The 24,290-nt window shown below is 73.2% G+C and carries 21 protein-coding genes; 15 read left to right on the top strand and 6 right to left on the bottom strand.

Annotated elements, in window-relative coordinates:
- Positions 1 to 98: 98 nt before the first annotated feature.
- Positions 99 to 746 (top strand): hypothetical protein, encoded by a 648-nt coding sequence (locus OG852_RS18435; protein ID WP_330348476.1) that lies wholly within the window; start codon positions 99 to 101, stop codon positions 744 to 746.
- Between the two features lie 100 nt (positions 747 to 846).
- Here the strand turns inward: OG852_RS18435 and OG852_RS18430 are convergent, their stop codons facing one another.
- The gene (locus tag OG852_RS18430) at positions 847 to 1,791 is read right to left on the bottom strand and encodes an alpha/beta hydrolase family protein (protein ID WP_330348475.1); all 945 of its coding nucleotides are present in this window, start codon (positions 1,789 to 1,791) and stop codon (positions 847 to 849) included.
- 201 nt (positions 1,792 to 1,992) lie between these two features.
- On the opposite strand from OG852_RS18430, the gene OG852_RS18425 reads away from it, so the two are divergent.
- Positions 1,993 to 2,868, top strand: coding sequence for a S1 family peptidase (locus tag OG852_RS18425; protein ID WP_330348474.1), 876 nt, complete (start codon positions 1,993 to 1,995; stop codon positions 2,866 to 2,868).
- 94 nt (positions 2,869 to 2,962) lie between these two features.
- Here OG852_RS18425 and OG852_RS18420 read toward each other — a convergent pair whose 3' ends face one another.
- Positions 2,963 to 4,573, bottom strand: coding sequence for an N-acyl-D-amino-acid deacylase family protein (locus OG852_RS18420; RefSeq protein WP_330348473.1), 1,611 nt, complete (start codon positions 4,571 to 4,573; stop codon positions 2,963 to 2,965).
- 28 nt (positions 4,574 to 4,601) lie between these two features.
- A complete protein-coding gene (locus OG852_RS18415) occupies positions 4,602 to 5,870 on the bottom strand; it encodes an amino acid deaminase (protein ID WP_330348472.1) in 1,269 nt (422 codons plus the stop codon).
- A 178-nt stretch (positions 5,871 to 6,048) separates the two neighbouring features.
- Here OG852_RS18415 and OG852_RS18410 point away from each other — a divergent pair, with 178 nt between their 5' ends.
- The 5 genes from OG852_RS18410 to OG852_RS18390 all read left to right on the top strand — a co-directional run bounded on the left by OG852_RS18410 (position 6,049) and on the right by OG852_RS18390 (position 10,369).
- Positions 6,049 to 7,026, top strand: coding sequence for a sugar kinase (locus OG852_RS18410; protein WP_133912893.1), 978 nt, complete (start codon positions 6,049 to 6,051; stop codon positions 7,024 to 7,026).
- On the top strand, positions 7,023 to 7,784 hold the full coding sequence (locus tag OG852_RS18405) for an IclR family transcriptional regulator (protein ID WP_330348470.1): 762 nt from the start codon (positions 7,023 to 7,025) through the stop codon (positions 7,782 to 7,784). The genes OG852_RS18410 and OG852_RS18405 overlap by 4 nt, the downstream gene beginning before the upstream one ends.
- Positions 7,781 to 8,191, top strand: coding sequence for a RidA family protein (locus OG852_RS18400; RefSeq protein ID WP_133912675.1), 411 nt, complete (start codon positions 7,781 to 7,783; stop codon positions 8,189 to 8,191). Before OG852_RS18405 ends, OG852_RS18400 begins: the two co-directional genes overlap by 4 nt.
- Positions 8,192 to 8,292: 101 nt before the next feature.
- Entirely contained in the window at positions 8,293 to 9,744 is a 1,452-nt protein-coding gene (locus OG852_RS18395) for a GntP family permease (protein ID WP_330348469.1), read from the top strand.
- A 79-nt stretch (positions 9,745 to 9,823) separates the two neighbouring features.
- A complete protein-coding gene (locus tag OG852_RS18390) occupies positions 9,824 to 10,369 on the top strand; it encodes a hypothetical protein (protein WP_133912673.1) in 546 nt (181 codons plus the stop codon).
- Here the strand turns inward: OG852_RS18390 and OG852_RS18385 are convergent.
- Entirely contained in the window at positions 10,366 to 11,736 is a 1,371-nt protein-coding gene (locus OG852_RS18385; RefSeq protein WP_330348468.1) for a M14 family metallopeptidase, read from the bottom strand. The genes OG852_RS18390 and OG852_RS18385 overlap by 4 nt on opposite strands.
- 302 nt (positions 11,737 to 12,038) lie before the next feature.
- Between OG852_RS18385 and OG852_RS18380 the strand changes: the two genes are divergently transcribed.
- From OG852_RS18380 to OG852_RS18360, 5 genes are all read left to right on the top strand, one after another.
- Entirely contained in the window at positions 12,039 to 14,381 is a 2,343-nt protein-coding gene (locus tag OG852_RS18380; protein WP_330348467.1) for an ATP-binding protein, read from the top strand.
- A 67-nt stretch (positions 14,382 to 14,448) separates the two neighbouring features.
- Positions 14,449 to 15,375 carry an MEDS domain-containing protein gene (locus OG852_RS18375; RefSeq protein WP_330348466.1) on the top strand — a complete coding sequence of 309 codons (927 nt, stop codon included), beginning with the start codon at positions 14,449 to 14,451 and terminating at the stop codon, positions 15,373 to 15,375.
- Between the two features lie 88 nt (positions 15,376 to 15,463).
- On the top strand, positions 15,464 to 15,892 hold the full coding sequence (locus OG852_RS18370) for an ATP-binding protein (protein WP_443064650.1): 429 nt from the start codon (positions 15,464 to 15,466) through the stop codon (positions 15,890 to 15,892).
- A 53-nt stretch (positions 15,893 to 15,945) separates the two neighbouring features.
- Entirely contained in the window at positions 15,946 to 17,280 is a 1,335-nt protein-coding gene (locus OG852_RS18365) for an Nramp family divalent metal transporter (RefSeq protein WP_330348464.1), read from the top strand.
- Positions 17,281 to 17,395: 115 nt separating this feature from the next.
- The gene (locus OG852_RS18360; RefSeq protein ID WP_330348463.1) at positions 17,396 to 17,977 is read left to right on the top strand and encodes an isochorismatase family protein; all 582 of its coding nucleotides are present in this window, start codon (positions 17,396 to 17,398) and stop codon (positions 17,975 to 17,977) included.
- A gap of 5 nt (positions 17,978 to 17,982) precedes the next feature.
- Here the strand turns inward: OG852_RS18360 and OG852_RS18355 are convergent, their stop codons facing one another.
- Entirely contained in the window at positions 17,983 to 19,248 is a 1,266-nt protein-coding gene (locus OG852_RS18355) for a hypothetical protein (protein ID WP_330348462.1), read from the bottom strand.
- Positions 19,249 to 19,355: 107 nt separating this feature from the next.
- Entirely contained in the window at positions 19,356 to 19,865 is a 510-nt protein-coding gene (locus OG852_RS18350) for a SigE family RNA polymerase sigma factor (protein ID WP_330348461.1), read from the bottom strand.
- Positions 19,866 to 19,992: 127 nt separating this feature from the next.
- Between OG852_RS18350 and OG852_RS18345 the strand changes: the two genes are divergently transcribed.
- The 3 genes from OG852_RS18345 (at position 19,993) to OG852_RS18335 (ending at position 24,282) form a co-directional block, all read left to right on the top strand.
- On the top strand, positions 19,993 to 20,427 hold the full coding sequence (locus OG852_RS18345) for a hypothetical protein (protein ID WP_330348460.1): 435 nt from the start codon (positions 19,993 to 19,995) through the stop codon (positions 20,425 to 20,427).
- Between the two features lie 211 nt (positions 20,428 to 20,638).
- Positions 20,639 to 23,602 (top strand): sensor histidine kinase, encoded by a 2,964-nt coding sequence (locus OG852_RS18340; protein WP_330348459.1) that lies wholly within the window; start codon positions 20,639 to 20,641, stop codon positions 23,600 to 23,602.
- The gene (locus tag OG852_RS18335; protein WP_133912664.1) at positions 23,599 to 24,282 is read left to right on the top strand and encodes a response regulator; all 684 of its coding nucleotides are present in this window, start codon (positions 23,599 to 23,601) and stop codon (positions 24,280 to 24,282) included. Before OG852_RS18340 ends, OG852_RS18335 begins: the two co-directional genes overlap by 4 nt.
- Positions 24,283 to 24,290 lie beyond the last annotated feature (8 nt).

The raw sequence follows: 24,290 nt of genomic DNA, 5'->3' as shown, positions 1-24,290 counted from the left end.
CCCCGTGGGGCGTGTTTTCCACCACGCGAGACGGGTGTTTTGGTCTGTTATCGCCGGTCACTGTCCCGCGGGCGCGCCGGTATCTAGAATGCGCGGCCATGTCCAGGCCAGGTGAGAGCGGCGCCCCTTCGGTGCGGCCGATCGTGTACCACCCGGACGCGGAGCCCGACCCGTCGTCGTATGAGCAGTACGCCGACCCGGCGGCCGCGCACGGGTGGCAGAACGCGTACGACGAGACCCAGCGACTGCCCCGCGTCCCCGCGGCCGGGCCGCCCCGCCTCGCGGGGGAGCCGGTGGCGGGCGGCCGGGCGGACCGCCGCCGCGCCGCGCGCCGCACGGGCGGCGGCCGCTCGCGCCGGTTCGCGGTCGCGGCGGGGGCGGTGGGCGCGGTGTCGCTGGCCGCGCTGGTGGCGGGCCTGTCCTTCACCTCGGGCTCCCCGGCGGACGGCCGGCAGGACAAGCGCGGGAACACCCGCTCGGCGCACGACGGCACGGTGAGCCCTTCGGGATCCCCGAGCGGCACGCCGTCCTCGACGGGTGAGTCCGCCGCGTCCGGAGTGCCTACGACCCCGTCGTCCGGGTCCACGACGTCCTCGGCGCCCTCCGTCACCGCCTCGGCCGGAACTCCCGGGGGCCCGGCGACGACCGTCGCGCCATCCGTCACCGCCTCACCGTCCTGGAGCACGCCCGGCGGCACGCAGAACCCCGGGCGGGGGCACGGGAAGGGGGGCGGCAAGCCCCACTGAGGGCTCTGCCGGAAGCGCCGGCGCGCCGGGCCGTCGGTTGTCCGCGGCGCCGATGGGGCCGGTCGCGCAGTTCCCCGCGCCCCCGTAGGGCGCTTCGCGCCTACTTCGATTCCACGCGGGCGAGTGGTTCCTGGGTGGCCGCCAGGGTCTCGCACGCCGTTCGCCAGGCCGGGTCTCCCGGGTACAGCTCGCTGCGGAGATAGGCCGAGGTGAGCTCGGAGACCAGGGCCACCCGCTCGGGGCTCTCGTCCGTGGTCTCGGCGACGTCGTAGCCGGAGACCCCGCCGAGGCCGTGCTCCCCGCCGACCAGGGTGAGCAGGGACTTGCGGCCGGGGGAGAGCGTGTACGGGTCGGCGTGCCAGACCGGGCCCGTGACCGTCAGATGCGCGGAGTCGTCCCGGTCGCCGGCGACCACCAGCGTCGGCGTCGTCATCTTCGAGAAGTCGGTGGTCAGGAAGAAGGGCCAGTTCTCCTGCACGAACGGGGTGAGGGCGTCGCCGCCCCGGCCGACCGACGCCAGCAGGACGCCCGCGCTGACGCGGGGCTCGGTCAGGTCCACCTCCGTCCCGTCGTCCGGGTCGGTGAGTCGGGCGCCCAGCAGCAGGCTCGCGGTGTGCCCGCCCATCGAGTGCCCGGCCACGGCGATCTTCTCCCGGTCCAGGCGCCCCGCGAGCTGCGGTACGGCGGCCTCGATCTCGTCGAACCGGTCGAGGATCAGGCTCATGTCCTCGGCCCGTGAACGCCAGAACAGAGGCGCGCCGGGGGTGTCGGGGGCCAGGGTCAGGGTCCGGGAGCTGAGGTGCGTGGGCTGGATCACCGCGAAGCCGCGCGCCGCCCAGTGGTGGACCAGCGGGGCGTAGCCGTTCAGCGAGGAGAGGTGGTTCGAGTGGCCCTGGCCGTGCGAGAGGAGGACGACCGGGAGATCGTCCCCGGTCATGGGTGCCGAGACGCGCAGATGCAGATCCACGGGCCGGTCCGGGGTGGACAGGGTCACCGGGCCGACCGAGAGGACCGGCGTGGGCGCGGGGTGGGGCGATGTGCTCATGGTGAGATGCCTCCAGAAGCGGAACGCTGTCCCGTTTAATATACGGAACCGTGTTCCGTTTCTGTAAAGCGCTGGATCGCGCCAACTCCCGTCCGGAAAAGACCGCTTGCCCCTCCGTGCATCCGTACTAAGAATGCACATGACAAAACAGCGGGCGGCCGGAAGATCTCCGGTCGCCTCGTCGTAAGAGGGGACCCCCACATGAGAAAGCCTCTCGTCGCCGCGCTCACCGCCCTGGCCATCGCCGGGATCGGAGCGGCACCGGCCGTCGCGGCACCCGCCGCCAAGGCGGACACCAAGGCCGCGGCCCAGACGGAGACCCGGGCCGCCGCGCCCACGCTGCAGGCCGTCACCCTCGCCGGGACCGTCGCGCTCAGCAACTGTTCGGGATCGGTCATCCGCTTCCCCAACTCCCTGGACACCGACCCCGCGCTGGTGCTCTCCAACGGCCACTGCCTGACGTCCGGGTTCCTGGACCCGGGTGAGGTCCTCACCAACCAGACCTCCACGCGGACCTTCGGGCTGCTCAACTCCTCCGGCACCCGGGTCGCGACCCTGCGGGCCAGCAAGCTCGCCTACGCGACGATGACCGACACGGACGTGTCGATCTACCAGCTCACCAGCACCTACGCGACGATCAAGAACTCGTACGGGATCTCCGCGCTGACCGTGCAGAACACGCACCCGACGGCCGGTACCGCCATCACCGTGGCCTCCGGCTACTGGAAGACGCTCTACAGCTGCAACATCGACGGGTTCGTCTACCGCCTGAAGGAGGGCGACTGGACCTGGAAGGACTCCCTCCGTTACACCTCGGCCTGCCAGACCATCGGCGGCACCTCCGGTTCGCCGGTGATCGACCAGTCCACCGGCAAGGTCGTCGCCGTCAACAACACCGGCAACGAGGACGGGGAGAGCTGCACGGTGAACAACCCGTGCGAGGTGAGTGAGAGCGGTGCGGTGACGGTGCGCGAGGGCATCAACTACGCGCAGGAGATCTATCAGATTCCGGCCTGCTTCACTACGGGGAACCAGCTCAACCTGAGTGCGAGTGCGTGCGTCTTGCCCAAGCCGTAAGCGTCGTTCCTGGGTGCGGGTGGGTGGGGGCCGGTCGCGCACCCGCGGCGGAGCCGCGTGTCGACACAGCCCCGCGCCCCTGAAAGCGGGTGGGCTACAGGGGCGTACGTCTAATCGCTCGGCCTGCCAATGTGTCCGTTCGGCGGCCGTTCTCGATGACGAAGCGGCCGTCGATCAGGACGTGGGGGATGCCGGTGGGCAGGGTGCGGGGGGTGGCGTAGGTGGATCCCGCCGCCACTGTTCGCGGGTCGAAGAGGACCAGGTCGGCTCGGTAGCCCTCGCGGATCAGGCCCCGGTCGGGCAGGCGGAGGCGGGCGGCCGGGCGGCCGGTGAGATGGGCCACGCACTCCTCCAGGGACAGGACGCCCAACTCCCGGACGTAGTGGCCCAGGTAGTGCGGGAACGTGCCGTAGGCGCGCGGGTGCGGTTTCGCGCCGTGGAGGATGCCGTCGGAGCCGCCCGTGTGGACGCGGTGGCGCATGATGGCCCGCACGTTCTCCTCGTGGCCCACGTGCTGGAGGATCGTCGGGCCGAGGCCGTCGTCCAGCAGCAGCCGGCGGGCCGTCGTCCAGGGGGCCTCGCCGCGCAGGGACGACGACTCCCGGATCGTACGGCCGACGAAGTCGCCCAGCGCCGGGTCGGTCACCCCGGAGATCTCGACGGTGTCCCAGTCCACCGGCACGCCGTGGCAGCCGTCCGCGCCGGTCGCCTCCAGGTCGTGGCGGATCCGCTCGGCGGTCGTGTCGTCGGCGAGGCGGCGCAGGATCTCCCGGGGGCCGCCCTCGCCCGCCCAGCTCGGCAGCAGCGCCACGAGCGTGGTGCAGCCGGGCGTGTAGGGGTAGGTGTCGAGGGTGAGGTCGGCGCCCGTGTCGAGCGCCTCGTCGAGAAGGGCCAGCAGTTCGGGGGCGCGGCCGTCGTTCACACCGAAGTTCAAGGTGGCGTGGGCGAGGTGCAGTGCGCAGTCCGCGTCCCTCGCCAGCTTCAGCATCTCCGCGTACGCCTCCAGCGCGCCCGCCCCGTAACTGCGGTGGTGGGGGCAGTAGTAGCCGCCGTAGCGGGCCACCACCCGGCACAGTTCGGTCAGTTCGGCGTTCTCCGCGTACATCCCGGGGGTGTACGTCAGTCCGGAGGACAGGCCGACCGCGCCCTGCTCCAGGCCCTCCGCCACCAACTGCCGCATCCGGTCCAGCTCGCGGGGCGTGGCCGGGCGGTCCTCCCAGCCGACGGCCAGGGCGCGGACCGTGCCCTGCGGGACGAGGTAGGCCGCGTTCACCGCGATGCCGCGGTCCAGCCGGTCCAGGTACTCGCCCACCGACCGCCAGTCGACGTCGACGTCGTCGCCGGGACCGTTCCAGCCGGCGATGGCCCGGCGGACCTCGTCGAGGGTGCGGTCGTCGACCGGGGCGTACGACAGGCCGTCCTGGCCCAGGACCTCCAGGGTCACCCCCTGCGCGGCCTTGGCGCTGTGGTCCGGGTCGCGCAGCAGGGCGAGGTCGCTGTGCGCGTGCATGTCGATGAAGCCGGGTGAGAGGACCAGCCCCTCCGCGTCCAGCTCCCGGACCGCCTTCGGCCGCTGACAGCCCGCCGCCGCGGCCTCCTGGACGATCGCGGCGATCCTGCCGTCGTCGATCACCACGTCCGCGCGGTAGGAGTCCGCGCCGCTGCCGTCGACGACGTCGGCGTCCCGGATGACGAGGTCTTCCATGGCCGGCCTCCACTCGGAAAGAACGTGCTCAGAAGAACGTACGGATGTAGGAGACGACCGTGCCGTCCGCCTGAGCGACCGGGATCAGCGGCCACTTGTCGAAGGAGGTGCACGGGTGGGAGAGGCCGAGCCCCACCCAGTCGCCGACCTCGACGTCCGCCTCCTCGGTCGTGCGCAGCCAGGCGTGCTGGTCGGACAGGGCGGTGACCGAGACACCGGTGGCCGGGCGTTCCACGCCGTCGCGGCGGACCACCTGGGCGAACGGCAGGTCCAGGTCGTGGGCGGCGTCCCGCTTGCCGCCGTTGACGAACGCCTGGGACGCGGACGGGCGGGAGACGACCTGCGTCCACAGCCGCATGGCCGGCTCCAGGGAGCCCTCCTCCGGCACGCGGTTGAAGGGGGTCAGCCGGCGGTAGTGGCCGTCGTCGTGCGCGAGGTAGGCGCCGGAGCGCAGCAGCTTCAGCACGGGGCAGGACAGCTCGGGGATCTCCTCGAAGACCTCCGCGACGGTGTCGAACCAGGCGCTGCCGCCCGCGCTGACGACGATCTCCGCCACCCCCTCGAACCGCCCCGCCCTGTCGAGGCCGACGGCGAGCGCCACCAGGCGGCGCAACCAGGCCCGTACCCGCTCCGGGTCGGCCTGCGGGACCTCCCCCTCGTACCCGGCGACGCCCACCAGCCTGAGGCTCGCCGCGGCGGCCACCGCGTCCGCGACCGCCGCGCCCTCGGCCTCCGTGCGGACCCCGGTCCGGGCGCCCTCCCCGGCGGCCAGTTCCACGACGACGTCCAGCGGGCGGGCGGCCCCGGCCAGGGCCGCGTCCATCAGCTCGACCCCGCGCACGGAGTCGACGTAACAGACGAGGTGGAAGCCGGGGTCGGCGTCGAGCTGTCCGGAGAGCCAGCGCAGCGCCGCCGGGTCCACGACCTCGTTGGCGAGGAACACCCGCCCGACGCCGTACGCCCGGGCCACCCGGACCTGGTGCGGGACGGCGAGGGTGATGCCCCAGGCTCCGTGGTCGAGCTGTTGCCGGAAGAGCTGTGGGGCCATGGTCGTCTTGCCGTGCGGGGCGAACGCGAGCCCGTGGCGGGCCGCGTACGTCTCCATCAGCCGCAGGTTGTGCTCCAGGCGCTCGGCGGAGAGGGCGAGGAGCGGGGTCGTGAAGCCGTCGGTGAAGAGGTTGCGGCGCTGGGCAGTCAGTTCGGCGACGGTGAGGCCGTCGGCGTCCGGCGGGAGGCCCTTGAAGCGGTGGTCGACTGCTTCCTCCGCGAGGCGGGCGAGCGCTTCCGTACCGGACACTGGGCCTCCCTGATCGAGCCCGTTGCATTCTGGGCAACGTTCATTGCGTATATCGCCAACCGCTGTCTAACATCCACGCCAACGCCCGGTCAATGGAGCCGCGTGCCCCCGGACGACGAGGAGCTACGACATCGTGCATGCCCCCGACGTCGTGGACGTCGTCGCGCTCGGCGAGTCCATGGTCACGTTCCTGCCCACCCGTCCCGGCCGACTCGCCGACGTCCCCTCCTTCGACCGGGCGATCGGCGGGGCCGAGTCCAACGTGGCCTGTGCCCTGGCGGCGGCCGGGCACACGGTGCGCTGGGTGAGCCGGGTGGGGGCGGACGGCTTCGGCGAGCACCTCGTCCACACCGTCGGGTCGTACGGCGTGGACGTCGCGTCCGTGCACCGCGACCCCGACCACCCCACCGGCGTCTACTTCCGCACCGCCGGCGACCGCTCCACCGACGCCCACGAGGTGGCGTACTACCGGGCCGGGTCGGCGGCCTCCGCGATGAGCGCGGCGAACGTGGACCTGGCGGCCGCGCGGGCGGGGCGCGTGCTGCACCTGTCGGGGATCACGGCGGCGCTGTCCGCGGACTGCCTCGGACTGCTGCGCGAACTGACCGCCGCACGCCCCGGCCGGCCCCTCGTCTCCTTCGACGTCAACCACCGCCCGGGCCTGTGGAGGGACGGCGACGGCCCCCGAGTGCTGCGGGACCTCGCGCGCGCCGCCGACCTCGTGTTCGTCGGCGAGGACGAGGCGCGGGAGGTGTGGGGCCTGAGCGGAGTGGACGCCGTCCGCGCCGCGCTCCCCGGCCCCGAGGTGCTCGTCGTCAAACAGGGGGAGCACGGGGCGACCGTGTACGACCGAGAGGCCGTCCTGCACGTCCCCGCCCCGCACGTCGACGTCGTCGCCGCGGTCGGCGCCGGGGACGCCTTCGCCGCCGGGTTTCTGTCCGCGACCCTCCGGGGGCTCTCCCTCCGGGACCGGCTGCGCCACGGCCACCTCTGGGCCGCCGCCACCCTCACCGTCGCCGGTGATCTCGCCGTACCCCCCTCCCGCAGCCACGCCGACCGCCTCGCCGCCCTCGACGACCGGGCGTGGGGGACACTTCGACTCGGCCCCGGCTGGACACAGGCCGGGGCGGCCCCGGAGGAGGTAGCCACCCCATGAGCCAGACCGTCGACCGAGCGCTGAGCATCCTGCCGCTGCTCGCCGAGGGCCCCGCCGACCTCGGACAGGTCGCCGACCGCCTCGGCGTGCACAAGTCGACGGCCCTGCGCCTCCTGCGCACCCTCCATGAACACGGCCTCGTCTACCGCCAGTCCGACCAGCGCTACCGCCTCGGCGCCCGGCTCTTCGCCCTCGCCCAGGAGGCGATGGAGAACCTCGACATCCGCGAGATCGCCCATCCCCACCTCGTCCGCCTCAACGAACAGTGCGGACACACCGTGCACCTCGCCGTGTACGAGGAGGGCGAGGTCCTCTACATCGACAAGGTGGAGAGCCGCTACCCGGTGCGGATGTACTCACGGATCGGCAAGCCCGTGGCCATCACGGTCGCCGCCGTCGCCAAACTGCTCCTGGCCGACCTGCCCGAGGCCGAGCGGCGCACGGTCGCCGAGCAGCTCGACTACCCCCTCTACACCGCCCGCTCCACCCCCAACGCCCCCGCCTTCCTGAAGGAGTTGGAGAAGGTCCGGGAACAGGGCTGGGCCACCGACCTCGGCGGCCACGAGGAGTCCATCAACTGCGTCGCCGCCCCCATCCGCGGCGCGGACGGCCGGGTGGTCGCCGCGATGTCGGTCTCCGCGCCCAACGTCGTCGTCACCGCCGACGAACTCCTCACCCTGCGCCCGCTGGTGCGCCGTACGGCGGACGCCATCAGCGGTGAGTACTCCGGCAGAACACCAGTAAAGGACCCCGTATGACGGACAAGATCGCGCTCACCCCGAAGACCCACACCACCCCGCCCGCGAAGTTCTCCCACGGTGTGAAGAAGGGCAACATCCTCCAGGTCGCCGGACAGGTCGGCTTCCTGCCCGCCGAGGACGGCAGGCCCCCGACGCCCGCCGGGCCCACCCTGCGCGAGCAGACCCTCCAGACCCTCGCCAACGTCAAGGCGATCCTCGAGGAGGGCGGTGCCGGCTGGGACGACGTGATGATGATCCGCGTCTATCTGACGGACGTGGACCACTTCGGCGAGATGAACGAGATCTACAACGCCTACTTCGAGGAGCAGGCCCTCACCGCTCCTCCCGCCGCCCGCACGACCGTCTACGTCGGTCTGCCCGCCGGGCTGCTCATCGAGATCGACGCGCTGGCCGTCCTCGGCTGACGCCCCCTCGTCTCCCGTACGACGGTACGGCGCCCGTCCGTGGCGCCGTACCGCGATCCCCCCTGCCCGAAAGCACTGTGAACCCCCACCGAGGACCCCCCATGACCCCCACTCCACCCCACACGGGTGGCCTGCTCCTCCTCGTCGACGGCACCGCGGGCCTCCTCACGGTCGCCGCCCTCGGCATCGCCCTCCTCCTCTTCCTGATCATCAAGGTCCGGCTCCAGCCCTTCGTGGCCCTCCTCGCGGTCTCCATAGCCGTCGGCCTGCTCTCCGGACTCTCCGTCACCGAACTCTTCGGCACCGTCCAGCGCTCCGACGCCGTCTCCACCCTGGAGTCCGGCATGGGCGGCATCCTCGGCCATGTCGCGATCATCATCGGCCTGGGCACCATGCTCGGCGCGGTCCTCGAAGTCAGCGGTGGGGCGGAGGTGCTCGCCACCCGTCTCCTCAACCTGTTCGGCGAGCGGCGCGCGCCCCTCGCCATGGGCGTGACCGGTGTCGTCTTCGGCATCCCGGTCTTCTTCGACGTCGGCATCTTCGTCCTCGCGCCGATCGTCTACGCGGCGGCCAGGCGCGGCGGCAGGTCGATCCTCCTCTACTGCCTCCCCCTGCTCGCGGGCCTCTCCATGACCCACGCGTTCCTGCCCCCGCACCCCGGCCCGGTCGCCGCCGCCGGACTGCTGCGCGTCGACCTCGGCTGGGTCATCCTCATGGGCGTGGTCTGCGGCATCCCGGCGGTGCTGGCGGCCTGGGCGTACGCGGCCTGGATCGGCCGGCGTCTCTTCGTCGCCGTACCGCAGGACATGGTCGAGGCGGCGGACGAGGCCAGGCAGGCGGTGCTGGCCGAGCAGCGGGCGCAGGGCGTGGTCCCGCGCGAGGACCCGGTGCCGCTCGGCACGGTCCTCGGCATCATCGGCACCCCGCTCCTGCTGATCCTGGCGGCCACCTTCTCCTCCATCGCCCTGGACCCCTCCACCGGCCGCTCGGTGGTCGAGTTCTTCGGCCACCCCTTCGTGGCGCTGACCATCGCCCTGCTGCTCGCCTATTACGTCCTCGGTATCCGGCGCGGCTGGTCCCGCAGGTCGCTGGAGACGGTCTCCACCGCCTCGTTGAAGCCGGTCGGCAACATCCTGCTGGTCGTCGGCGCGGGCGGGATCTTCGGCGCGGTCCTCAAGGCGAGCGGGGTGGCCCAGGCCCTGTCCGACACCTTCCACGACGTGGGTCTGCCGGTGCTGGTCCTGTCGTACCTCATCTCGGTGGTCCTGCGGGTCGCCCAGGGCTCGGCCACGGTCGCGATCGTGACGACGGCCGGCATCGTCGCGCCCCTGCTGGCCGAGGGCCACCACTCGCAGGCTTTCGTCGCCCTCGTCATCATGGCCATCTCGGCGGGCTCGATCTTCGCCTCGCACGTCAACGACGGGGGCTTCTGGATGGTGGCCAAGTACTTCGGCATCACCGAGCGGGACACCCTGAGGACCTGGACCGTGCTGGAGAGCGTCCTGTCGGTGGCGGGGTTCGCGGTGGCGGCCGTGTTGAGCCTGTTCGTGTGAACCTCTCCGTTGTAGGCCTCCGGTAACGAAGTAGGGGCTGGCTGTGTCCGGCACAGGATCTTCGACCATACTTCGCGCTGTGGAGCAGCAGCGGATAGGTTCGAGCAGCAAGCCCCTGGAGGGCGCCGGATTCGACCCGGCGTTCATCCCCGGGCTCTCGTCGCCCCTGAAGGCGGACGAGCCGGCGGACGCGAAGCCGGCGGAGGAGGCGGAAGAGGCCGCGGAGACCGACGAGGTCGACGAAGTCGGCGAGGCCCCTGCCGCGGAGGCCGAGGAGGAGGCCCCCACCGAGGAGGAGGCCTCCGAGGGCCCCGTCTTCGAGGCCTCCGACCGCCGGGCGCGGATCGTCGCCGACGCCAAGGGAGTTCGCCTGACCCTCGACGAGGAGCAGTGCGAGTTCCGCTGGGACGAGATCGGCGCCGTCGAGACGGAGGTCCCGCGCTTCGGCAAGCGGTTCACCGTCACGGTCCACACCCCTGACCGCCGCTGGTACCCGATAGAGATCGAGGCGACGGCCAGGGCCCGGTTCAAGGAGTGGGAGGCGTCCTTGGACGAGGTCCTCGACGCGTACTTCGAAGAGGACGCTCAGGACGCCGACCAGGGGCGCGAGGAACCGCGCGCCTAACCGCAGTACTGGGCGGCCTTACCAATGGACCGGTACATACAGTCCGCGTTCTCCAGCAACTGCAGAACGGCGTCCCGGTTCCGGGAGGTCTCCCGCTCGATCACCTCGTCGGGCGGGTAGAACCCACCCCCGGAACTGGACGTCGGATACATCTCGAACGTGTACGAGAAGATCTTGTGCACGCCCCAGAGATAGTCGTCGATGGTCCCGTCGGTGATGTACAGGTCGCTCGACTGCTCCGCGGTGTACCCGTTGCTGGCCGCCATCTTCTGCCCCACCGCCTTGAACGCGGCGTTGTCGTCGGCCGTCATCCCGGTCGCCGTGTCCGAGTACGTGTACCCGAACGGCCACAGCACCAGCTCGCTGTAGGTGTGGAAGTCGATCCCGGCGGTGATCTGCTGCTTGCCGCCCACAACCCGGCTGCGCACGAAGTCGGAGACGACCTTCACCTCGGGCGCGGACTCGGCCGACGCCCCGCGGTAGGTCTCGGAGGACGTGGAGCCCGAGGACCCGCCGCAGCAGCCGAACTTGTAGTTCCAGTTCCGGTTGAGGTCCGTACCGACGTACGAGGAACCGGAGTTGGGCTGCCGGTTCTTGCGCCACGAGCGGTAGGAGCCGGTGGCGATGTCGTACTCGCCGCCGTCCGGGTTGAGATCGGGGATGATCCAGATCTCACGCCCGTTCACCATGTTCGTCACCCGCGAGTCGCTGCCGTAGCCGGCGCCCAGCTCGCGGAGGAGATAGAGGGCCATCTCGACGGTGAGGTGCTCACGGGCGTGCTGGTGGTGGGTGAACAGCACCTCCGGTTCGGCCTCGTCGGTGCCGACGTTGTCGCTGATCTTGATGGCGACGATGTCCCGGCCGCCGTACGACTTGCCGATGACCCGCTTGCTCATGATGCTCGGGTAGGCCGCGATCCGCTGGTCGATCTCCGCGGTCATCTCGGCGTAGTTGTGGTACTTGGAGTCCGCCGACGGGAAGTCGAACAGCCGTACCTCGCTGTCGGCGAGGCGGTTGGGCGCGGCGCCCACCGGGGTGACCTCGTACCCCTGGGCGCGCAGTTTGCTGATCTGGTCGGCGCGGCCGGAGACGACCACGGTCTCCTCGTCGGCCTCGTCGATGCTCACCCCGGCCCGGGCGATCGCGGTGCGGGTGACGGGGGTGTTGTGGTCGACGTGGATCTCGTACTGGCGGATGTCGTCGGAGGAGGAGGCCGCCTTCGGGGCGCTGTCGGCGGAGGCGTTGCCGGCCGTCGCCGAGAGGGGGGCCGCGAGGGCGAGGGCGAGCAGGGTGGCGAGGGCAGCGGTCCGTTTGCCGCTGCGGGCGCGGGTGGCGCCGGCGCCTGAGCCGCGGATGCGAAGTCGCATGAAGTCTCCTTGTGGGGAGGGGGTGTGGGGGGTCCTGCTGTGCGCTTGCTGTGTGCGGCGGTGCGGTGCCGCTCATGGTCCGGGGTTGGCATGGTCAGGTCAATACACGACAAAGAGCCGCTTGGCCTGAATCATGCGGAAAGGGACGAGCCGAACGGCGGCGCAGTGTACGCATGGGCGTGTCGCGGCGGGCGGACCTCGATGAAGCGCACCCATGGGGGTGAGGTCGAGGTGCATATATGTACTCCCCGGGGAAGTCTGGGGGTCCGCACGCACGCACCCCCCCAGAGGACTGGCTGATCATGGGCGGATCAGCGCCGCGCCGGGACTGCCACCTGCCGGTGGAGACGACCAGTTTCGTCGACCGGCGGTGCGAACTGGCCGAAGGGCGCGAACTCTTGGCCAGGGCGAGGCTGGTCACCCTGACCGGCCCGGGAGGTGTGGGCAAGACCCGTCTGGCCGCCCGGATCGCGGCCCGCGTCGCACGCGCCTTCCCCGACGGCGTCCGCTTCGTCCCCCTCTCCGGTCTGCACGACCCGGCCCTCGTCCCGCTGGCCGTGGCCGACGCGCTCGGTCTGCACGACCACTCCGAACGCCCGGCACTGGACGCCCTCGTGGAGCGGTTACGGGAACGCCGGCTGCTCCTGGTCGTCGACAACTGCGAGCACCTGGCGACCGCCTGCGCCGCCCTCGCCGGCGCGCTCCTGCGTGGCACCACCGGCATCCGCGTCCTCGCCACCAGCAGGCACCGCCTCGGACTCACCGAGGAACACCTCCTGGAGGTACGGCCGCTGCCGGTCCCCGACCCCGACGGCGACCTCACCGCCGCCGACGGCTACCCCGCCGTCGCCCTGTTCGCCGACCGCGCCGCGGCGGTCGTCCCCGGCTTCCGTCTCACGGCCGCCAACCGCGCCTCCGTCGCCCGCCTCTGCCGCCGCCTCGACGGACTGCCCCTCGCCATCGAGCTGGCCGCCGTGCGGATGCGCGTCCTCGACGTCGACCAGCTCCTCGCCCGCCTCGACGACCGCTACCGCCTGCTGACCGGCGGCAGCCCCGCCGTACTGCCCCGCCACCAGACCCTGCGGGCCGCCGTCGACTGGAGCCATGAGCTGTGCGACGAGCGGGAGCAGACGGTGTGGGCGCGGTTGTCGGTGCTGGCCGGGAGCTTTGACCTGGAGGCCGCGGAGGCGGTGTGCGGCGGGACGGTGGCGGGGAGCTCCGCCGACGTTCTCGAAGCCGTCGCCGGGCTCGTGGACAAGTCCGTGCTGTGCCGGGAGGCCGGTCCGGACGGCGGGCTGCGCTACCGGCTGCTCGACACCCTGCGGCACTACGGACTGGAGCGGCTGCGGGAGAGCCCGGGGGAGGAGCGCGCCGCGCGGGTCCGGCACCGGGACTGGGCGCAGCAGCTCGCCGCGACCTGTGAGCGGGAGTGGTTCGGGCCCGGGCAGCCCGGGATCGTCGCCCGGCTCCGAGCCGACCGGGACAACCTCCGCGCCGCTCTGGACTTCAGTCTCACCACGCCCGGCGAGGCCCACGCCGGGCTGCGGCTGGCCGGCACCCTGTGGTTCCACTGGCATGCCTGCGGCGCCCCCCGCGAGGGCCGCTACTGGCTCGACCGCGCCCTCGACGCCCATCCCGACCCCACCCCCGAGCGGGCCCGCGCCCTGTGGACGGCGGGCCTCCTCGCCGGCTGCCCCGAGGACCTCACCCGGGGCCGCCGCCGCGCCGAGGAGGCCCGCGCCCTCGCCCGGCGGCTCGGCGACCGGGCCGAGGCCGCCCACGCCGACTACGCCATCGGCGTCATCCGGCTGTTCAGCGACGACCTGCCCGGGGCGCTCACCCACTTCCGTGCCGCCGTGGCCCGCGGCCGGGTCCCCGGCCAGCACCTCAGCCTCCTCGGCCTGGACCACGTCGAACTCGCCTGCGCCCTCGCCTTCCTCGGCCGGGCCGACGAGGCCATCGAGGTGTGCGAGCGGATCAGGGAGCTGTGCGCGGAGCACGGCGAGCAGTGGGTGCTGTCGTACGGGGAACGCATCCTCGCCCTCGCCCTCACCGTGAAAGGGGACGCGGAGCGGGCGGACGCGCACGCCCGTGAGGCGCTGCGGCTCAAGCTCGCCGTCCACGACGTCGTCGGCATCGCTCTCACCCTCGATCTGCTGGCCCGGATCGCCGCCGACCGAGGCGCCCACGACCGGGCGGCCCTCCTGCTCGGCGGCGCCGACCGCGCCTGGACCGACGTGGACCGCGACCGCTGGGGCTCCGCCTGCCTGGGCGCCACCCGCCGGGCCGCCGAGGACCGGGTCCGCGAGGCGATCGGCCCCGCCGACTACCGCCGCGCCTACGACCGCGGCGCCGCCCTCGCCCTGCCCGAGCTCGCCGCCCGCGTCCTGGCCGACCCGGGGGACGGCACCGGGTTCCCCCGCCCCGACGGACACCCCGAGGAGCCGCCCGCCGCCACCGTCCGCCTCACCCGCCGCGAGGCCCAGGTCGCCGAACTCGTCGCCGAGGGACTCGCCAACCAGCAGATCGCCGACCGTCTGGTGATCGCCCGCCGCACCGCCGAAGGACATGTCGAACGCATCCTCAGCAAGCTCGGCTTCAGCAACCGCAGCCAGATCGCCGCCTGGGTGGCGGCCCAGCGCTGACCCCCGCCCGCCCCGCACCCGCACCCCGCACGCCCATCCGCTCACCCGACCGACCCACGAGGGACCCATGACCGCTCCGTCCTCGCCCTCCGCCTCCCCTTCGCCCGCACCCGGCACGTTCGACCACCGCATGACGGTGTTCGGCACCGAGGAGGGCTTCCTCGCCGACGCCCTCCCGTTCCTCGCCGAAGGGCTCGCCGCCCCCGACGAGCCCCCGCCGATGGCGATCCTCGCCCCCGACCGGCTGGACCTCCTGCGCGACGCCCTCGGCGCCGACGCCCGGCACATCGGCTTCCTCCCGCACACCGACTGGTACACCGGCTCCGCCGCCAACGCCGTCGCCCGGGCCGCCGTCCACCTCGCCGGACACGGCGGACCCGGCGGCCGTACGCACCTCCTGATGGAACCCGTGTGGAACGGCCGGGCCGGCCGCTCCCCGCGCGAGAGCGCCGAGTGGATCCGCTACGAGGCCCTCGCCAACCTCCTCTTCGCGTCCACGGCGACCACCGCGATGTGCGTCTACGACACCCGTACCGCCGGCGCCGTCCTCATCGAGGCGGCCCGCCGCGCCCACCCCGACACGGAGGTGTACGAGGACCCGGCCAGGATCGCCGCCGAGCTGGACGCCGTACCGCTGCCGCCGACCCCGTCCGACGCGCGGCGGCTCACCGAGCCGGCGCCCGAGGCGGTGCGGGCCTGGGCGGCCGGGCGGGGGCTGGGCCCGGCCGACGCGGAGGCGTTCGCCGCGGCCGTCGCCGAGGCGGCCGGCCTCGGCCGGGTCACCGGCGCGGCCCTGTGGGGCGAGGCCCCCGGCTGTGTCTGCGAGGTCTCCCTGGCCGAGCGGATCGACGACCCGCTCGTCGGCTTCGTCCCGCCGCCGGCCGCCGAACCGGCCCCCGGTCAGGGGCTCTGGTACGCACGCCAGGTGTGCGCGTACGTCGACGTCCGGGACACCGGTGGCGGGGGCACGGCCGTACGGTTGCAGTACGCGTGAGCCCACCCGCGGCAGCGGTGCGGGTACGGAATCGGGTAGTCCTCCCCGTACGCGGACGGCCCGGGGAGGACATCCTGAGGCCATGGCCATGCTGCGACTCTCCGGCGGAGGACCCCGCCCGGAACCCGCGCCCCGCTACGGCGCCTGTCCCCAGCCGCCGATGGGCGCCGGCCACTGGAGCGCGGAGTACGACCCCCGGCCCGTCGCCGTGCCCCAGGCGCGGGCGCAGGTGCGCAGACGGCTGGAGGGGTGGGGGCTCGCGGACCGGGGCGACCTGGTGGACACGGCCGAGCTGCTCGTCAGCGAGCTGGCCACCAGCGCGCTGCTGAACTCCGCGAGCCGCTTCCGGCTCACGCTGACGGCGGCGCACGGGGTGCTGCGGTGCGAGGTGGAGGACGGCGGGCGGTGTGTGCCGCAGGTGTTCCTGCTGGACGCGCTGGCCCGGCGGTGGGGATGTCATGAGGACGCGGTCGGCAGGACGGTGTGGTTCGAACTCGGCACGTGCGGGTGCGACTAGGAACGGGTGTGCCCTCTTGCCGGGCCGGGCCCCTTTAGGTTTTCTTTACCCTCATGGCGGACACCACGGGTAACCCCACTGACACCCAGGCATCATCCGGCATCGACAACACCGACAACACCTCCCCCCGCAAGAGCAGTTGGAAGTACATCGGGCCCGGCATCGTCGTCGCCGCGACGGGGGTGGGCGCCGGTGATCTGGTCGCCACCCTCGTCGCGGGCAGCAACTTCGGCTACACGCTCCTGTGGGCGGCGGTCGTCGGCTGTCTGGTGAAGATCTCGCTCGCCGAGGCGGCCGGGCGCTGGCATCTGTCCACCGGGCGCACCCTCTTCGACGGCTGGGCCGGCCTCGGGCGCTGGACGACGTACTTCTTCGTCGTCTACGCCGTCGTCTGGGGCTTCGTCTACGGCGCGGCGGCGATGTCGTCGAGCGCGCTGCCCCTGCAGGCGCTGTTCCCGGACGTGATGGACCTCGAGTGGTGGGGCATCGCGTGCGGGCTGGTCGGCCTCGTCTTCGTGTGGTTCAACCGGTACGCGGTCTTCGAGAAGGTCATGACGGTGCTGGTCGGCGTCATGTTCGTGGTGACGGTGTATCTGGCGGTGCGGGTGACCCCGAACCTCCCGGACGCGCTGGCCGGGCTGCTGCCCGTGCTGCCCGACGAGAAGGACTCCGTCCTCAACACCCTCGGCCTGATCGGCGGCGTCGGCGGCACCATCACCCTCGCGGCGTACGGCTACTGGGTCAACGCCAAGGGCTGGACCCACCCGGGCTGGATGAAGGTGATGCGGCTCGACAACCGCGTCGCGTACCTCACGACCGGCGTCTTCGTGATCGCGATGCTCTTCGTCGGTGCCGAGCTGCTGCACTCCGCGAACGTCGCGATCGCGAGCGGCGACAAGGGGCTCGTCCAGCTCGGCGACATCCTGGAGGCGGAGTACGGCGCGGCCACGGCGAAGTTCTTCCTGATCGGCTTCTTCGCGACCTCCTTCACCTCGCTGATCGGCGTCTGGCACGGCGTCAGCCTGATGTTCGCCGACTTCGTGGCCCGCTCCCGGACCCGGGAGGCGGCACGCGGGGCGGAGGTCGCCTCGGGGGAGCGGGAGCGTTCGTGGCCGTTCCGGCTGTACCTGCTGTGGCTGACCTTCCCGCCGATCGTGCTGCTCTTCCAGGGCCAGCCCTTCCGGCTGATCATCCTGTACGGCGTCCTGGGCGCGGCCTTCCTGCCCTTCCTGGCCGGCACCCTGCTGTGGCTGCTCAACTCCTCCCGGACGCCGCGCGAGTGGCGCAACGGTCCGGTGAGCAACGCGATGCTGGCGCTGGCCGGGCTGCTGTTCCTGGTGCTGTGCGTGAAGCAGGTTGCGGACCAGCCGTGGTCGGAGTTCTTCTGAGCGGCCGGTCCTTTCGGGCACCGATCGGTTGCGCGGGGCAAACTTGAGTTACTCAAGCTTGAGTTGCGCAAGTACCTCTCCTGGGCTCGGGCTCCCCTGGGAGAGGTGCCGCGCCGTGGCCGTGACCGTGCTCGACGACAAGACCGCGCTCGTCCTGATCGACCTTCAGGCGGGCACACTCGCCGCCCCGACCACGCCGTACGCGGCCGCCGACGTGGTGGCCCGGGCCGCCGGACTCGCCGACGCCTTCCGGGCCGCCGGCGCCCCCGTGGTCCTGGTCCGCATGGCCACCTCACCCGACGGCGCCGACGCCGTCCCCGGCCGCAGCGAGGCGGCCCGGCTGGCCGGCGGCCGCTCCCGCCCCCACGACCTCGGACCGATCGCCGAAGCGCTCGGCGGCCACGACGGGGACATCCACGTCACCAAGCGGAACTGGGGCGCCTTCCACGGCACCGACCTGGACGTCCAGCTGCGCAGGCGGGGCGTCACCCAGATCGTGCTGGGCGGCATCGCCACCAGCCTCGGCGTCGAGTCGACCGCCCGCGCCGCCCACGAGCACGGCTACCACGTCACGTTCGCGGTCGACGTCATGACGGACATCGACGAGGACGCCCACCGGCACAGCGTGTCCTACCTCTTCCCGCTGATCGGCGAGCCGGGCACCACGGAGGAGATCCTGGCGCTGCTCGGGCAGTAGCCCGCTCAAGGGGTGACCGTGTCGTTCAGCCACTCCGGGCTGAGCGCGATCCTCCGCAGGTCGCCGAGGGAGAGAGCGGGCGCCTTGCGGGTCGCGTCCTTGTTCTGGTCGCCGGTGTTGAAGGCGCTGATCACGACCCGCAGCCCGTCCTTGCGCAGGGTGTCCGCCGTCCACATCACGACCCCCGCCCCGCCCTTCTCACCCGGCGCCTCGCGGACCGTGACCAGGGTGCCGTCGGCGAGGGTCTCGGCGTCGGAGCCGAAGAGCTGGCCGGCGACATCCGACATACCGGGCTGGACGTTGACCTGGACGAGGCTCCGCCCCTTGCCGTCGTCGACGACGAGGTAGCCGAACCCGGTCTCCTGAGTGCCGTTGGCGACGATGTCGACCCCCTTGGGCAGCAGCCGACTGAGCTTGCGCAGGATCGTCAGCCCGGACAGCTCCCCGGGGCGGGTGGGGGCGCTGCCGGCGGTGGTCGGCGCCTCCTCCCGCGGAAGGGCGTCGATGATCTTCCGCCAGGGCGCGGCGGCGGCCAGCGCCTTCAACTGCTTCGGGCCGAGAGGGGGATCGGTCCGGGTGATCGGCTTGCCCTTCTCCGCCGGGGAGTTCCACTCGAGGACGCTGACGTGATGTCCGTCCGGGGTGACGAGATCGGCGCCCCACGACTTCGTGTCCACGCGGCGGTCGGGATACTCGTACCCCTGGTAGACCGTGATCGCGGAGCCGTCGGGCAGGCCCTCGGTGGTGCAGCTGTCGAAGCCCGACTGGGTGCCCTCCGGGCAGGGCATCACCTCGGCGGACGGATTGAGTTTCCGCCCCGTCGGCGTGATCCGCTCCAGCCCCACGGACACGGCACCCGCACCCCGGCCGTCGTCGAACACCCCCACGGCCAGCGGCGGCAGTTCCTCACCCGTGCCACGGGCCTCCGTCTTCGTGAACTTCCCCTGCGGAAGCAGACGTTGGAGCGTGCGGACGACGTCGTCCGCGGAGTAGGAGGGCGCCGGGCGGGGCGTGCCGCTGCCCGCGACCGAGGAGGGCCGGGGGGCAGGCCCGTCGCTCCAGGGCACGAGCAGCGCCCCGCCCACCCCCACGAGCGCGAGACTCGCCGCGCTCCCCACGATCGCGGCCCGCCGCTGCAACTGCAGCCGCCTGCCGCGCCGCGCACCGGCGGCGGCGAGCTCGGTGCGCGGGGTGTCGAACGCGCCGCCGGTCTCGTGCAGGGCGGCGGAGAGACGGTCCTCGAAGGGGTCGGTCTGCTGGTCTGCGGGCATGGTGAACCACCGTTTCCACGGGCTGGGGATGAGTCGGGGTGAGCGTGGGCGGTTGCACAGGGGGCGGCGGCGGGTGCGCCAGGAGTAGGGGCGGGGGCAGGGGGCGATCAGGGGCGTACGTACTCGCCGATGTCCTCGCCCAGCAGCTCCCGCAGCCGTGCTAGCGCCCGCGAGCACCGGGTCCGTACCGCCGCCGAACTGGCGTTCAGCGCACCGGCGGTCTCCTCGATCGACCGGTCCTCCCAGTACCGCAGCACCACCACGGCCCGGTCCTTCGCGGGCAGCCGCCCGAGGGCCTGGAGCAGGGTGAGCCTCAGCGGTGTGTCGATGCCGCCGCCGTCCGGCAGGTCGGGAAACACCGCCACGGCCCGTTCACGGCTGCTGCGTCGGCGCTGGTGCGCGAGGAAGGTGCGGGTCAGGACGGTCTGCGCGTACCCCGCCGGGTTGTCCGCGCGCGACACCCGGCCCCAGCGGACGTACAGCCTGCCGAGGGTCTCCTGGACGAGATCCTCGGCGAGATGCGTGTCCCCGGCGGTGAGCAGACACGCCGACCGGTACAGATGCCCGGTGCGCGCCGCCGCGAACTCGGCGTACTCGTCCGCACGGACCTTCCTCATACGTCCCCCTGTCCGGTCGCTGTCCCGTTGCTGTGCTGTCCTCACCTCATTGATGCGGTGGGGTGGGGGAAATGTTTCAGAGGAGCCCCGACGCGGGGGCGCGGGGGGCGGCGGGTAGGTTGCCGGGGTGACAGACCAGCCGCCGCCACCTCCGGCCGTCCCGCCGGGTTTCGGGCCTCCTCCGGCCCCCTACGCACCGGGGCCGCCGCCCCCGTACGCCCCGCAGCCGGCCCCGTACGCGTCCGGGCCCCAGCAGCCCGTCCCGCCGCGACCGGCCCCGCCCGGACCCGAGTTCCTCGCCGTCGACAAGCACAACTCGATCGTCGTCGACGTCTCCGGTGTGGCCTTCGAGATGTACGACATCACGGTCGACTTCCCCTGGCCGGAGATCCGCAGCGTCCACTACAAGGCGAGCCCCAACGGCAAGGCGCTGATGGTCGCCGTGGTCCACCTCGACGGCCGGGTGTACGAGTGCGTGGTCAACGCCAGGCCCCGCGAGGTGCTCCAGACCTGGTTCGCCCAACTCGCGTGGGTACTCGGCCACTACCGGCCGATGGGCTAGGCCTGTCGTTTGGATCAGGCCGCGGTGAAGGTGACCGAGCCGGTCCCGACGAGAACGCGCTGGGACAGGGTGATTCCCCGCGCAGGTCAGTGGTGGAGGGGTTCCTCGATGTGATCGAGCCCAGGGGCGGATCTGCAACCCAGGTAAGAGGCGGGAATACGACCCGAGCGGGAGTCGGGTCCCTCACGTGCGGACCTAGCCTGGGCGCACCATGAAGCGAACCGACGACCGGCTGATCCCGGTCCTGCTGATCTGCGTCCAGGCGCTGGTGTGGCCCGGGGCGGCGCTCGTACGCGGCACCGTCCCCTCCGCGTCCGACCTGCTCGTGGCCGCCCTGGTCGCCGGACCGCTGACCGCCGCACTCGCGCTGCGCCGTGCCCGCCCGGTGACCACCCTGGTCCTGGTCGCCGTCGCCTGCGGGCTGGGGGCCGGGCCGCTGCCCACCGGAGCGGTGGCCGTGTCCGGGACCGCGGGCGTCGCGCTGGCCCTGTTCACCGTGGCGAGCGAACGCGACACCTTCACCGCCCTGCTGTGCGTGGTGGCGCTCCCCTTCTGGCAGGTGACGCAGGACGTCACCCTGCACGGGCTCAGGGACGGCGACGGCCTGGGCGTCGCCCTCACCGCCCTGCTGTACGCGGCCGCGTGCGGCAGCGGCCTGGTGGCGCGGCGGGCCCGGCGGGCACGGCAGACGGCCGAGCGGGCGCTCCGCCGCGCCGAGGCCGAACGTCACCGGCTCCCGGCGGCCGAACGGCGGCGGATGGAGAGGGAGTTGCACGACGTCAGCGCCCACCATCTGACCGCGGTGGTGGTCACCGCGGGCGCGGCGCTTGGGCTGCGCGAGCGGCGCCCCGAACTGGCCCAGGAGGCACTGCGGTTCGCCGCCGAGACCGGCCGGGAGGTCTGCCGCGCCCTCGGCGCGGTCCGGGCGCCGACGCCCTCACGTGAGGAACTGCCCACGCCCGAGGAGCGGTTGCTGGCGCTCGTCGCGGGGTTCCGCAGGCTCGACCAGCCGGTGGACTGCGCGATCGACCCCCTGCCGGAGGGGGTCGTCGCGGACGCGGCGTACGGCATCGTGCGCGAGGCGCTGACCAACGTGGCACGCCACGCACCCGGCGCCCGTACGACGGTGCTGTGCCGCTACGGCGACACCCGCACCGACGTCGTGGTCACCAGCGCGGCCCCGCCGGCCGGCGCGGCGGCGCACGCGGCGGGCCTCGGCGGCGGCCGAGGCCAGGGCTTCCTGCGCTCCCGCGCCCGGGAGGCGGGCGGCACCCTGAGCACCGGTCCGACGGCCGACGGCGGCTGGGAGGTGCGCGCGGCCCTGCCCGGCCGAGGCTCCGGCCCGGTGGAGGCAAGCGTGCCGCGGGGCTACCGGCTCGCCCAGGTCGTCGCCGCGCTCGGGCTGTCCCTCCAGCCGCTGCTTCCCGCGCTGGTGATCCGCGCGGACACCGCGTCGTCCACCGCGTCGTCCACCGCGCACCTCACCGCGGGCACGCTGTTCGCCCTGCTCGCCGCGGCCCAGGCGGTCGCCCTGCTGTGGCTGCGCCGGACCCCCCGGCTCGCCCTCGCCGCCCTGCTCGCCCTGGCCCCGCTGTGGCCGGTGGCGATGGCGCTGGGCGACTACACCGGCCCGGTGCTGCTGCCGCCCGCGCTGAGCGCACTCGCCACCTGCACGGCCCTCACGGCGAGGGCGCAAGCCCGAACGGCCGCGCGTCCGGCCCCGGCCGGGGCCCGAAGGACCACAAAGCTGGTTTCGACGGACCTGCCGGTCTCGGCGGGTGGCTCGGGGGACCGGGTGGTCCCGGGGGGTGGCTCGGGGGAGCGACCGGTTCCGGGGGGTGCCGTGGCGGACCGGCCGGTCTCGGCGGGTGGCGTGGCGGAGCGGCCGGTCTCGGCGGGTGGCGTGGCGGAGCGACCGGTTCCGGGGGGTGGCGTGGCGGAGCGGCCGGTCTCGGCGGGTGGCTCGGGGGAGCGACCGGTTCCGGGGGGTGGCGTGGCGGAGCGGCCGGTCTCGGCGGGTGGCTCGGGGGAGCGACCGGTTCCGGGGGGTGGCGTGGCGGAGCGGCCGGTCTCGGCGGGTGGCTCGGGGGCCCGGGCGGTCTCGGCGGGTGGCTCGGCGGACCGGGTGGTCTCGGCGGGTGGCTCGGGGGACCTGCCTGTCTCGGCGGGTGGCTCGGGGGACCTGCCGGTCTCGGCGGGCGGCTCGGGGGACCGGGTGGTCCCGGGGGGTGGCTCGGGGGAGCGACCGGTTCCGGGGGGTGGCGTGGCGGAGCGCGTCGTCCCGGGGGGTGGCTCGGCGGAGCAGGTGGTCTCGGCGGGTGGTGTGGCTGTCCGGCTGGTCTCGTACGTGCTGTCGTCGGACGGCCCGTTCCTGGCCGCCGTGGTGATGGCGGTGGTCGTTCATGCGGGGGCCGCGGCCGGTGCCGTGCTGGACCGGGGTACGTCGGTGCCCGGCTGGGCGGTGGCGGGGGGTGCCGTGGTCGTGGCCCTGGCGGTGGCCGGTGCGGCCGTGCGGGTCGGGAGCCTGCGCGGGCGGCGCGACCGGGCCGACCGGGGCGCGCGCGAGGAGCGGCTCGCCGTCTGGACCGAGGAGGCCGTCCGGGACGCGTGGGCCGAGCGGCGCCGGATCGCCGGCGGGCTGGAGACCACCGTGCTCGCCCGCACCGCCGACATGGTCGCGGAGGCGGAGGCGGGCCGGCTCGACGGCACCGCCGACCGCGCCCGTGAGGCCCTGGCCGCGATGCGCGCCCTGCTCGACACGGTCCGGGAGAACGAGACGGCACCCGCGCTGCGCCCCCAGCCCACCCTCCAGGCCCTCGACCTGCTCGCCGCCCAGTGCCGGGCCACCGGCCGCGAGGTGGAGATACGGCTCACCGGCCGGGTCCCGGACCGGCTGCCCACGGCCGTGGACCTGACCGCCTACCATGCCGCCGAGACGCTGCTCGCGGTCGGCGGCGAGGAACCCGCCCTGCTGGAACTCGACACGGACGGCGCTACGTTGACGCTGACCGCCACCGGTGTGCCGCTTGGCGCCCGCCCCGCCGTACGGGAGAGGCTCACGGCGCGGATCGCGGCGCTCGGCGGCACCCTGACCACCGAGGCATCCGGCCCGGTCGGCCTTCGGCTGCCGCTCGCGCCGGCGGCGGAGCAGGGTGAGGAGAAGAGGGAACGATGAGTCTCAAGGTGCTGGTCGTCGACGACCAGGGCATCGTACGGGCGGGGTTCGCCGCCGTGATCGACGCCGAGGAGGATCTGACGGTCGTCGGCGAGGCCGGCGACGGCGCGACCGCCGTACGGATGGCCGAGGAACTCTCCCCCGACGTGGTCCTCATGGACGTCCGCATGCCCGAACTCGACGGAATCGCCGCCACCCGCATCATCACCGGCCGCCAGGACGCGCCCCGGGTCCTCGTCCTGACCACCTTCGACCTCGACGCGTACGTCTTCGACGCCCTGCGGGCGGGGGCCTCGGGCTTCCTCCTCAAGGACGTCCAGCCCGCCGAACTCCTCCAGGGCATCCGGGTGGTGGCGGCGGGCGAGAGCGTGCTCGCGCCGTCGGCGACCCGGCGGCTGATCGGGCACTACGCCTCGGGCGCCGGAGCCGGGACCTCCCCCGGCGCCCCGGCCCCCGAACTGGACAGCCTCACCGCCAGCCAGCGCGGCGTTCTCACGCTGGTGGCGGCGGGCCTCAACAACGCCGAGATCGCCGACCAGTTGGGCATCACGGTGGGCACGGTGAAGTCCCACGTCAACGCGCTCCTGCGCAAACTCGGGCTGCGGGACCGGGTCCAGGCGACGATCCTCGCCTACGACCTGGGCCTGGCCCGCCCCAACCCACCCGGCCTGCACCTCTGACGCGCCGA

The organism is Streptomyces sp. NBC_00582 (genome assembly GCF_036345155.1).
GTDB lineage: Bacteria > Actinomycetota > Actinomycetes > Streptomycetales > Streptomycetaceae > Streptomyces.
This window is presented reverse-complemented; position numbering and strand designations above follow the sequence as displayed.